The sequence below is a fragment of the Flavobacterium flavipigmentatum genome, from assembly GCF_020911905.1.
Lineage (GTDB): Bacteria > Bacteroidota > Bacteroidia > Flavobacteriales > Flavobacteriaceae > Flavobacterium > Flavobacterium flavipigmentatum.
The window spans coordinates 3,298,343-3,310,584 of record NZ_CP087133.1 but is presented as its reverse complement, the minus strand read 5'-3'; the positions used below and the strand labels follow the sequence as shown (position 1 = coordinate 3,310,584).

At 33.9% G+C, this 12,242-nt stretch carries 10 protein-coding genes and 1 tRNA gene; 6 read left to right on the top strand and 5 right to left on the bottom strand.

Annotated elements, in window-relative coordinates; genetic code table 11:
* Nucleotides 1-101 precede the first annotated feature (101 nt).
* The 4 genes from LNP22_RS14270 to aroB form a co-directional block, all read right to left on the bottom strand.
* A complete protein-coding gene (locus LNP22_RS14270; protein ID WP_210667195.1) occupies nt 102-506 on the bottom strand; it encodes a DNA primase in 405 nt (134 codons plus the stop codon).
* Nucleotides 507-513: 7 nt separating this feature from the next.
* Nucleotides 514-1,482 (bottom strand): deoxyhypusine synthase family protein, encoded by a 969-nt coding sequence (locus tag LNP22_RS14265; protein WP_035681188.1) that lies wholly within the window; start codon nt 1,480-1,482, stop codon nt 514-516.
* Between the two features lie 105 nt (nt 1,483-1,587).
* Nucleotides 1,588-2,991 carry a type III PLP-dependent enzyme domain-containing protein gene (locus LNP22_RS14260; protein WP_210667193.1) on the bottom strand — a complete coding sequence of 468 codons (1,404 nt, stop codon included), beginning with the start codon at nt 2,989-2,991 and terminating at the stop codon, nt 1,588-1,590.
* 294 nt (nt 2,992-3,285) lie between these two features.
* Entirely contained in the window at nt 3,286-4,353 is a 1,068-nt protein-coding gene (gene aroB, locus LNP22_RS14255) for a 3-dehydroquinate synthase (RefSeq protein ID WP_229974050.1), read from the bottom strand.
* Nucleotides 4,354-4,444: 91 nt separating this feature from the next.
* On the opposite strand from aroB, the gene LNP22_RS14250 reads away from it, so the two are divergent.
* Nucleotides 4,445-5,614 (top strand): proline dehydrogenase family protein, encoded by a 1,170-nt coding sequence (locus LNP22_RS14250; protein ID WP_229974049.1) that lies wholly within the window; start codon nt 4,445-4,447, stop codon nt 5,612-5,614.
* A 415-nt stretch (nt 5,615-6,029) separates the two neighbouring features.
* On the opposite strand, the gene LNP22_RS14245 is transcribed toward LNP22_RS14250, so the two are convergent.
* Nucleotides 6,030-7,820: an ABC transporter ATP-binding protein gene (locus LNP22_RS14245; protein ID WP_210667190.1), complete on the bottom strand. Its 1,791-nt coding sequence runs from the start codon at nt 7,818-7,820 to the stop codon at nt 6,030-6,032.
* Nucleotides 7,821-8,062: 242 nt separating this feature from the next.
* On the opposite strand from LNP22_RS14245, the gene LNP22_RS14240 reads away from it, so the two are divergent.
* The 5 genes from LNP22_RS14240 (at nt 8,063) to LNP22_RS14220 (ending at nt 12,113) form a co-directional block, all read left to right on the top strand.
* A tRNA-Val gene (locus tag LNP22_RS14240) sits at nt 8,063-8,137 on the top strand.
* A gap of 174 nt (nt 8,138-8,311) precedes the next feature.
* Nucleotides 8,312-8,875, top strand: coding sequence for a Crp/Fnr family transcriptional regulator (locus LNP22_RS14235; protein WP_229974048.1), 564 nt, complete (start codon nt 8,312-8,314; stop codon nt 8,873-8,875).
* Nucleotides 8,876-8,938: 63 nt separating this feature from the next.
* On the top strand, nt 8,939-9,826 hold the full coding sequence (locus LNP22_RS14230) for an NmrA family NAD(P)-binding protein (RefSeq protein WP_229974047.1): 888 nt from the start codon (nt 8,939-8,941) through the stop codon (nt 9,824-9,826).
* Between the two features lie 12 nt (nt 9,827-9,838).
* Nucleotides 9,839-10,768: an alpha/beta fold hydrolase gene (locus tag LNP22_RS14225; protein ID WP_229974046.1), complete on the top strand. Its 930-nt coding sequence runs from the start codon at nt 9,839-9,841 to the stop codon at nt 10,766-10,768.
* A gap of 304 nt (nt 10,769-11,072) precedes the next feature.
* Nucleotides 11,073-12,113: a ligand-binding sensor domain-containing protein gene (locus LNP22_RS14220; RefSeq protein WP_229974045.1), complete on the top strand. Its 1,041-nt coding sequence runs from the start codon at nt 11,073-11,075 to the stop codon at nt 12,111-12,113.
* Nucleotides 12,114-12,242: the final 129 nt, after the last annotated feature.

Here is a 12,242-nt window from a genome sequence, read left to right as displayed (position 1 = left end):
AAATATACTATTTTTCTTATAAATAAAATCTCTTTTAATTTTAATTAATAAAAAAGGAACCCTGAAAAGAGTTCCTTAAATTATTTTTAAAAGATTATGTATTAATCTTCGTCATCTTCATCTTCGTAATCGTCTGCAACGTCATTTTTATCCTCGTCATCGTCATCATCGCCACCATCCAAATCAGGTTTGTCAAGATTTTCATCTTCATCGTCATCATCAATATCATCATCAAGATCTAGTCCTTTTACTGGCTCGATGATATCAACATCTACGTCGATTTCATCATCTTCATCATAATTCTCAATTCTATCAGCAAGTTTAGTACTGATTTTTACTAAATAAATAGTGTCTTCAGTACGCACTTCGACAGCTTCGATCAATTCGTTTTTAGCATTTCTAAAACGGATAACATCCGAATCATCATAACCATCAGGAAACTTTTCTACCAAAAGGTTTAAAATTTCATTGGTAAGTTTAGCGTAGTCAACTATAACTCTTTTCATAAATATACTATAAATCTAATAAATAAGCAAAAATTAAAGGCGCCACAATTGTAGCATCCGACTCAATAATAAATTTTGGAGTTTTAATATCTAATTTACCCCAGGTAATCTTTTCGTTAGGAACAGCTCCAGAATACGAACCATAACTGGTTGTAGAGTCTGAAATCTGGCAAAAATAACTCCAAAACGGAATATCATGCATTTCCATATCCTGGTATAACATTGGTACCACGCATATAGGAAAATCTCCAGCAATACCACCACCAATTTGAAAAAATCCGATACCGTTTGTGCTGTTTTTTGGGTACCAATCTGCTAGAAAAGTCATGTATTCAATTCCGGATTTCATAGTAGAGGCTTTCAACTCACCTTTTATTACATAAGAGGCAAAAATATTACCCATAGTACTATCTTCCCAGCCTGGTACAATAATAGGAAGGTTTTTTTCGGCAGCGGCATACATCCAGCTGTCTTTCAAATCAATTTCATAATATTCTTCTAAAACGCCTGATAACAACATTTTATACATGAATTCATGCGGAAAATAACGTTCTCCTTTATCATCTGCATCTTTCCAGATTTTGTAAATGTGTTTTTGCAAACGACGAAATGCTTCGTGCTCAGGAATACAAGTATCAGTAACACGATTCAATCCTCTTTCAAGCAAAGCCCATTCATCTTCCGGAGTCAAGTCACGATAGTTTGGCACTCTTTCGTAGTGAGAGTGTGCTACTAAATTCATGATATCTTCTTCTAGATTGGCTCCAGTACATGAAATAATCTGAACTTTATCCTGTCTGATTATTTCGGCAAAAATTTTACCAATTTCTGCTGTACTCATTGCGCCAGCCATACTTACCATCATTTTGGCACCATTTGCAAGCTGTTGCTCGTATGCTTTTGCAGCATCAACCAAAGAAGCAGAGTTAAAGTGTAAATAATGTTTTTCAATAAACTGACTGATTGGTCCTTTCATTTTTTTTTCTTTTTTTTTGTTTTTGAATTAAAAGCTTAACCTTTTTGGATGATACTGCAAATTAACAATTTTATGGATATTAACTTTTATTTTGCAGGTTTTATTTTATACTTTTTTAGTATAACCTAAAATTTTCAATACATCATCTGATGTTTGTTGCTCTGAGAAAACTTCAGTAGCCAAAATTCCATTTTCATCACGATCTATCAAAATATGTTTAGGCTGTGGAATCAAACAGTGGTGTAATCCACCATAACCTCCAATAGTTTCCTGATACGCACCCGTATTAAAGAAACCAATATACAATGGCTTTTCTTTGTTGTATTTAGGCAAATAAATCGCATTCATGTTTTGCTCTGAGTTGTAATAATCGTCACTATCACAAGTCAAACCTCCTAACAGAACCCGCTCATACGTATCATTCCAGCGGTTTACCGCCAGCATAATAAAACGTTTGTTTATAGCCCAAGTATCTGGCAAAGTGGTAATAAAAGACGAGTCAATCATATTCCATTTTTCTCTATCATTTTGTTGTTTTTGATACAAAATCTGATAGATTGCGCCACCGCTTTCACCTACTGTAAACGATCCAAATTCTGTAAAAATATTAGGAACATCTACTTCGGCTTCATCACATGCAATTTTAATCTGATTGATAATTTCATCAATCATATATTGGTAATCGTACTCAAAAGCAAGCGAGTTCTTAATCGGGAAACCGCCACCGATGTTCAAACCATCCAAAGTTGGGCATTCTTTTTTAAGCGCTATGTATACTTTAATACATTTTACCAACTCGTTCCAATAATAGGCTGTATCATTGATACCTGTATTGATAAAAAAGTGAAGCATTTTAAGCTCTAATTTATCATTCTCCTGAATTTGTTTTTTATAAAAAGAAACAATATTCTTGTAACCGATTCCTAATCTCGAGGTATAAAACTCAAATTTTGGCTCTTCCTCAGCTGCAATACGGATTCCGATTTTAAATTTTCCTTTTATTTCTGCCTGAAGCAAATCAAGTTCTTCATAATTATCAATGATCGGTATCGTGTTTTTATGTCCGTTATTGATCAATCTTGCTATGTTGCTAATGTATTCGTCTCTCTTAAAACCATTGCAAATAACATAGGTACTTTTGTTTATTTTACCATTTTCAAGCAAGTTTTCAACAATATTTACATCAAAAGCTGACGAAGTTTCTATATGAATGTTGTTCTTGAAGGCTTCATTCATAATGTATTCAAAATGAGAGCTTTTTGTACAATAACAATAGTAATATTTGGCTTCGTATTTGTTTTTTTCCATGGATTTTCTAAACCATGATTTTGCCTTATTGATGTTCTCAGAAATCTGAGGCAAATACGTAAATTTTAGTGGCGTACCATATTGTTCAACCAATTTCATCAAATCGATGTTGTGAAACTGAAGGTTGTCTTTGTTTAATTTAAATTCCTCTTGTGGAAAATAATACGTTTGATTTATTAAGTCAGAATATTTTGTATTCATTTATTTTGTGATATTAAGGATGTAATTTATAATGATGTAAACGGTGTTCCATCATCATTCAAACCCTAATATTGGCAAATACAATTTGCAGTTTTTCGTTTTCTGCTTTCGAATATAAAAAAACATCAAAACAAAAAGGGCTTTTACTCGCATAAAAGCGATTCAGGATCCTTAGCAAGGAACTCTTGAGACGGTTTCTGTAAGAACTGAATCTTCTTTGTTTTTTGTTTGTTTTCATTGGGGCAAATGTAAAAAATAATATATACCTAAAGCAACGCTTTTGATTAAAAAAGTTTACGATTTATAATCTTCAAACGCTTCCAGAATCAATTTATTTTCAACCAATTGGTTGATTTTGATTTTTCCGATACCTTCAATTAACGCAAATTGAATGGTTCCGTACTCATTTTTTTTGTCATGAATAAGCAGTTCTAAGATCGGATCGATGTCATTTTCTTCAATTTGTACATCGTCATAAATACTTTTAATAGCCGTTTTAATTTCTGCATATTCTGTAGCTGTAAGCAGTTTTTTTTGCATCGAAATATAACTTTCCAGAATCATACCAATCGCAATCGCTTCGCCATGTAATAATGTTTTTTTGCTTTCGCTTTCCAAAAAATAACTTTCTATAGCATGACCCAAAGTATGCCCGAAATTCAGTGCTTTACGAATGTTTTTTTCTGTAGGGTCCTGAATTACAATGTCGTTTTTTATTTCAACCGAGCGATAAATCAATTCATCAAAATCAGCGTAATCAATAGATTTTAAATCCAAAAACTGTCTCCAGTATTTGGCATCATAAATAAGTCCGTGTTTTAGCATTTCGGCAAGTCCGGAGCGCATTTCGCTTTGTGGCAGCGTTTCAAGATAATCCGTATCAATCAACACCATTTGTGGTACGTTGATCACGCCAATTTGGTTTTTTAAATTGCCCAAATCAACACCCGTTTTTCCTCCCACAGAAGCATCCACCATAGACAATAGAGTAGTGGGGATGTTTATAAAATCGATACCACGTTTAAATGTAGAAGCTACAAAACCACCCAAATCGGTCACAACGCCACCGCCCAAATTAATAATAAGCGATTTTCTATCGGCACCCAACTCGGTCAAAACATTCCAAATCTGAATGCATGTTTCGATGTTTTTATTCGCTTCGCCAGCTTCAAATTCGATAATTTCTATCGTCAAATCGGTTTCCAGTAAAGGCAAAAACTTCGGAAGGCAATACTCATTTGTTTCATTATCAACTATAATAAACAAATTTGAATATTTATTTTCTTTTAAATGTTTATGTAAAGCTTCGTAAGCATTTTGATTAAAATGCACGTGATAATTATTGGCTTGAATAGATTGCATAGTTCTTCGGTTAATTGAAAGCGCAAAATAAGGCTTTTTTAACTAAATAATATTTAAAATCAGTCTATATTTGCACAAAAAAATACCCTAAATGGAAAAAATATTCGATAACACTCAAGTCGCGTTTTCATTAAAAAGCGATACCGAACTTGATAGAGCTTATTTTCTTTTTAAAATGATTGACAGCCAACCCTTGGTGAGGATAGGGACTGCTGTTACCAATTTTGCCATTAAGGCAAATCTTCCGGTAGAAGGATTAATTCGTGCCACTGTTTTTGACCACTTTTGTGGCGGAATCAACGAAAACGATTGTATCTCGGTAGTAGACAAAATGTTTACCAAAGGCGTTTCATCTGTTTTAGATTATTCGGTAGAAGGAAAAGAAGAAGAGGAGCAATTTGATGCCGCTTTAGAAATGACACTCAAAACAATTGAATTTGCCAAAGAACGATTGGCTATTCCGTTTGCAGTTTTTAAACCAACTGGTTTTGGACGTTTTGAATTGTATGAAAAATTAGGAGAAAAACAAATATTATCTGCCGCAGAACAAGCAGAGTGGGATAGAGTAGTAGCTCGTTTTGACCACGTTTGCAGTGAAGCACATAAAAAAGATGTAGCATTATTGATTGATGGTGAAGAGAGTTGGATGCAAGACGCAGCTGATGATTTGGTGACCGATATGATGCGCAAATACAACAAAGAAAAAGCAATTGTTTTTAATACTTTGCAAATGTACCGTTGGGATCGTTTGGATTATTTAAAAAATTTGCACGAAACAGCAAAAAAAGAAGGTTTTTATATTGGTATGAAACTCGTTCGCGGTGCATACATGGAAAAAGAACAAAAAAGGGCCGAAGAAAAAAATTATGTTTCTCCAATTTGTGTTTCCAAACAAGCCACAGACGATAATTATGATGCGGCTGTACATTATATGTTAGAACACCTGGAAACAATGGCTATTTTTGCAGGAACGCACAACGAATTGAGCTCGTACAAATTGATGGAAATGATGCAAGCCAAAAACATTGCAAAAAATGATAACCGAATTTGGTTCGGACAATTATACGGTATGAGCGATAATATTAGTTACAATTTGGCCCAAAACGGGTACAATGTAGCCAAATATTTACCTTTCGGTCCTGTAAAAGACGTGATGCCATACTTGATTCGCCGTGCCGAAGAAAACACTTCTGTGGCAGGCCAAACAAGCCGTGAACTATCAATGATCAAAGCAGAACGCAAAAGAAGAAAAGGAAAATAGAACAATACTCTGTTTTTTACACTAATACAAAAAAACTTCAATGAAAATTGGAGTTTTTTTATTTTTAATATGTTTGATTTTTTTATCGAATTTGAAGATAACATCCTCAAACAATATTTCCTTTACGAAAAATAATTAGGTGCAATTGCTATAGTTACTTTACTCTGATAGTAAAATATTCTCAAAACTTTACACAGATTTTTGGACACTCTCCTATAAACGTACCCACAAAGTCTGAAAACGTATGCACAAAGTCTATAAATGCATACACAATCTCTATAAACGTATGCACAACTTCCATAAACGCATACACAAAGTCTAAAAACGCATGCACAACCTACGTAAACGCATGCATAACCTCCATAAACGCATACACAAAGTCTATAAACGCATACACATTTTTTTAAATTCCAGTTTAAGAATTGCTAAACTGAAGATTGCTTAAGTTTTTATAAATTCCGTTTTCTAGATTCATTAATTCCTGATGTGTTCCTTCTTCGGTAATTTTTCCGTTGTCCAACACCAGAATTTTATCTGCTTTTCTAATGGTCGAAAGACGGTGCGCAATAATAATACTGGTTCTTCCTTCCATCAAAACTTCTAAAGCTTCCTGCACCAGTTTTTCGCTTTCACTATCTAATGAAGAAGTAGCTTCGTCTAGAATCAAAATACTCGGGTTTTTAAGCAAAGCTCTTGCAATTGCAATACGTTGGCGCTGTCCTCCAGATAGTTTTACACCACGTTCTCCTACCAAAGTCTCGAATTTCTCCGGAAAACCTTCAACAAAATTTAGCGCATTGGCTTGTTTCGCAGCCAGAAAAATTTCTTCGTCAGTAGCATCGGGTTTTCCGTAAGCAATATTTTCTCTAATGGTACCTCCAAACAATATAACATCTTGCGGTACAATACTCATATTGCCACGAAGATTTTCTAAATCATAATCGTAAATGCTTTTCCCGTCTACCAAAATTTCACCCGAAGTAATATCGTAAAAACGCAATAACAACGAAGAAATAGTCGATTTTCCTGCACCACTTGGTCCTACAAGAGCAATCTTTTGCCCAAAATCGGCAGAGAAATTAACATCTTTTAGTACCTCAATTTCTTTTCTTGAAGGATAACTAAAAGCAACATTCTTAAAAGTCACGTTTCCTTTGATTTTTTCTAAAATAACTCCTTTTTTATTGGCATTTATTTCTTCTGGAGTTTCCTCCAAAAGTTCAAAAACGCGTTCTGTAGCACCCACGGCCTTCTGAATCTGAGCATACATTTCTGCAATTCCTCCAAAAGAAGCCCCAATAAAAGTGGTATAAAGTACAAACGAAATTAAATCTCCAACGCCCTGAACTTCACCTTTTATTGTTAGTGTAATTCCGTACCAAACCACAGCTACCACACAACCAAAAAGACATAATATGATAAACGATGCAAAATAACCTCGGTATTGCCCGCCTTTGATGGCTATTTTTACAATTTCTTTGATTTTATTTTTATAACGTTCTAATTCGTACCATTCATTAGCAAAAGCTTTTACATTGCTTATTCCTTGCAGCGTTTCCTCTACAATTACCTGACTTTCTGCTACTTTATCTTGTGTCTTTTTACCGTATTTTCGAATGAAGCGACCAAATATAACTGCCGCTACAGCCACAACCGGCACAATAGCCAACATCATCAATGTCAATTTCGGACTGATACTTCCTAAAATAACAAACCCTCCAATGATCAAAATAAATTGTCTTAAAAACTCTGCAATGGTGGTGGTAAAAGTATCTTGCAATTGCGAAATATCTGCACTAATTCGACTGTTCAATTCACCTACACGTTTTTGTGAGTAGAAAGACATGGGTAATTTTACCAAATTCTCATACAACGCAAAACGTATGTTGGATAAGGAATTCTCAGTAAAATTTACAAAAAGTGAAATTCTAAAAAAAGAAAAAATGGCTTGTAGCGTCAGTATGCCCATCAATGCCAGCGCAATTTCGTTGGCTTTGTTTAAGTCTTTATTGGTAACGCAATCTACCAGCATTCCCATCAGTTTAGGAAAAGCCAGAGCCGTTGCACTTGTCAGCAGTAAAAAAACAAGTCCGACAAAAAATTTCCATTTATGGTTTTTAGCATATTTAAAAATTCGTAAAGCTTTTTGTAGTGAATTAGAGTCTAATTTAGCTTTGGGTAAATCATTTTCTTGAAATCTTGCCATTTGTATATACAATTAAGTACAGCAAATGTATGACTATAGCCCCTGAATACAAAAGAATGTTAACATTTAGATTTAATATTTTAATAAAAAGTAAAAAGCCACTTCTAAAAAGCTTTAAAATTCAAAAAATAAAACACTGTAAAAGAGATCACTAAAAATTAAATCAAAAAATATTTCTTTTTTTTTCGAAATATCCTTGCAAATACAAATTCTAGATGTATATTTGCACACCTTTAAACAAAGGGCGATTAGCTCAGCTGGTTCAGAGCACCTCGTTTACACCGAGGGGGTCGGGGGTTCGAACCCCTCATCGCCCACAACAAACTCCTTAAGAAATTAAGGAGTTTTTTTTATATTTATTTTTCTGCCAAGCCGCTATTTTTTTTTAATCCCAAACAAGGCTTCCAATTATTTTCGCAACTACTAAGTAACTTTTTCTCAGAATCGGTTGCATTTGAATTGTATCTTAGCACAATTTTTAATGATATTCAATGAAACAATTATCTGATTTTATTAAATCTAAAGTAGTAATTAGCGCAGATGAGCTAGAGCATATTTTGTCTAATTTTCAAGAAATGATGCTTGAAAAAGGACAGTTTATTTTAAAAACAGGCCAAATTGCTAATCATTATTATTTTATAAAAAAAGGGGCTTTGCGCTTTTATTACGGAGATTATGAAGAACAACTAACAGCATGGGTAATTGTTAAAGATGAGTTTTTTACCGAAATATCGAGTTTAAATCCTCAACTCCCCACACGTTTTAATATTGAAGCTATCGAAAAAACAGAATTATTTTGCATTCATAGAGATGACATGGAAATATTGTACAAACAAATTCCCACCTGGCAGGAATTTGGCAGGATTACCTGGGAAAACATGGCTATCAGAATGATTAATCAAATTATTAGTTTTCAAACGTTATCGGCAGAAGAACGCTACCTAGAATTTATGCGTGATACCGAATTAATGAAAAGAGTGCCCGTAAAACAAATTGCCTCCTACCTTGGTATCACTCCAAATGCATTAAGCAGGATACGAAAAAACATCAAATAGTAATTACCTACCAAATGGTAGCTTTTTAAATGACAATGGCGTTTTAGATTTGCATTAAAAATAATGACAATGAAAAACACTATTGTGGTAGCCGGCGCTACCGGAAATTTAGGCCATCGTATTTGTACGGAATTAATTAAAGCGGGGACTCATGTTAAAGCAATCGTACGCGATAGTAGCAATCCCTTAAAAGTTGATGCCCTTAAAAAAATCGGAGTTGAGATTATTGAAGTTACTCAATTTAAAGAAAAAGAACTTACCCCTATATGCCAGGGTGCTTCATGTGTGGTATCTGCCGTTACAGGATTATATGATGTAATTGTTAATGCACAATTAGAACTATTACACGCAGCTATTGCAGCTGGAGTACCACGTTTTATACCCTCAGATTTTTCTTCCGAATTTACAAATATCCCCGAGGGTGAAAATAGGAATTTTGATTTAAGAAAAGAGTTTGGACATCACCTTGAAAAAAGCTCTATCAAAGCCACTACTATTTTTAATGGATGCTTTGCTGATATTTTAAGATACAATACTCCGCTATTTAATGTAAAAGGTCAAACGGTCGCTTATTATGACGATAAAGCCGACTGGAAAATTGATTTCACAACCATGGACGATACAGCGGCTTTTACTGCGAAAGCTGCACTCGATGCTACAACACCAAGATATTTAAGAATTGCCAGTTTCAGAGTTAGCCCAAACGACTTGGTTGCCTTAAGCGAGCAATATAAAGATAAAAAATTTAAACTTGTTGATATGGGTTCTATGGAAGGATTCTCTGCTTACAATAAAATACAGCGGGCACAGGACTCTGCCGGAGAAGATGAGCTATACCCAAAATGGCAGCAGGCACAGTACTTATACAGTATGTTTTTAGTACATCACGAAGCACTTGATAACGATAGGTATCTCAATTTGATGTGGTCTAAAGTAGAAGATAATATTTAAATACTTAGAATTATGAATATTGAAAATAAAAAGAACAGCACTGACCAGTACTCTGATGAAGAGCTTATTAAAAACTGGTTGGGATTTGAAAATAAATATACAGTGGTGAATGGTATACAACTGCATTATGTAGAAGGTGGTAGCGGTATGCCCTTATTATGCCTGCCCGGATGGCCGCAAACATGGTATTCTTTCCATAGAATTGCACCCCAACTTGCAAAAAGTTATAGGGTAATTGTTGTTGACATAAGAGGTATGGGGACTTCTGGAAAACCAGAAGATGGTTATAACAAAAAAACAATGGCCAAAGATATTTATGAACTTACAAAGCATCTGGGATTTGAAAAAGTAAACCTTTTAGGGCATGATATTGGAGGTATGATAGCAATGAGTTTTGCCTTTAATTATCCTGAGGTAATTAATAAATTGATTGTGATGGATGGTGCTCATCCTACTGAGGGTATGTTGCAAATGCCGCTGATACCGGCAAAAGGAACGTTTACAAATAAAATGGATATTAACATGCCCTATGTATGGTGGATGGGCTTTAATCAGGTCAAGCATCTTCCTGAAAAATTATTAGAAGACAGATTCAGGTACCTGCTTGATTATCTTTTTTCCTATGTAATGCTGGATGATACAAAAATGACTGATTTTGAACGGGAAGTTTATGCATCAGTATACAACAACCCTGAAAATATACGTGCTTCTAATGCATGGTATCAAAGTTTTACACAAGATATAGAAGATTCGAAAAACTATAAGCCGTTGACCATTCCGGTTTTGGGTATCGGGAGTAACTCAAGTTACAACTATATAAAAATGGGATTACCTTATGTGGCAATTAACTGCAAAGTAGAAGGAATTATAGATAGTGGGCATTATATGATAGAGGAAAATCCTGAAAAAATTATTGAATTGGTTACTGGTTTTTTAAGTTGATCAAATTATACTCTACCATAATTTTACCTTATCTAAGAACATCAAAATAGTGACTAGGTATTCAAACTTTCAAACTTTTATCCCTGATACTCCACCAAAATACTCCTTAAGAAATTAAGGAGTATTTTATTAAAGATATTTTTCTTCACAAATCCATCAGCTTCTATTTTTGTTATTTTAAAAAATAATTAAATCTCAAATATTCTTTTTTGAAACTTTATAGTACATTGCGTAATGAAAGTATTAAATATTCTACTGAGATAGTATAATATACAATTGTGCATCATTAAAAAATACCATTTATATGAAATTAAAATTAGATAAGTATTATATATTCAAAATTTGTTGTACATTCTTAATCGTTATGACAATCTCTTGTCGACAAAACCAATCAGAAGGAAAAAAAATTATTATCAATCCCGAAACCAATGATGTAATCACCTCCGAAGGACCTGAATGGATAGCTCGAAATATTATACAAGATAAAAAGAACAACATTTGGATCGCTGCATTTTCTGGTATTTTTCGTTACGATGGAAAGTCTTTTACCAACATTACAAGTAAAGTGATTTCGACACGTTTTTTTTCTATTTTAGAAGATAAAAAAGGCAATTTGTGGTTCGGTTCTATAGGCTCAGGTGTTTATTGTTACGATGGGAAATCCTTTCAGAATTTTACGACCGATGAGGGATTGCTTAACAATGAAGTTACAAGTATTTATGAAGATAAAAAAGGCAAAATTTGGTTTGGTGTTTCTGGGGGTGTAAGCTGTTATGACGGGATGTCCTTTCGAAATTATATAATAGATGGGAATGTAATGAATGAGGATCGAACTGGAAAAACTTTTCCTAATAGACGTCCTTATGAAATTACTTCTATTATTGAAGACACAAAAGGTAAATTTTGGTTTGCCACAAGAGGTAACACCTTTGTTTATGATGGTAAAACATTCTCTGTTTTTACACACGATAACAAACCTTTTAAAAATGTTCGTTCTTTAATCGAAGATAAAAAAGGAAATGTCTGGCTTGGTGGGGCTGATGGTCTTTGGCGCTATGATGGTAATGCATTGATCAATTTTACAAAAAATTTTGTGGGTTTTATCATCGAAGATAAAAAAGGCAACATTTGGACTAGTTCGCAAAGGGATAATAGCCAAGTTTGGGCACTTTTTCGGTATGATGGAAAGTCTTTGTCTGATAAAAAGCCTACTATAACCGAAATTAAGTCAGGTGGAAACGGTCTTTTTGGGATTTTAGAAGCTAGTGATGGGAATATTTGGTTTGGATCTATGAAGGGTGTGTACCGTTTTGATGGAAAGATCGTTACTGATTTTAAAAAGTAAAGATCTTCAGAAATAATATTGTATTGAATAATTTTAAGATAAAATTTATTGCTACTGATAATACGTTAGCAGAGATTGCATGATTTAGTGGAATCATAGTTTAGAATAGCGTTTATTTCCAATCAAAAT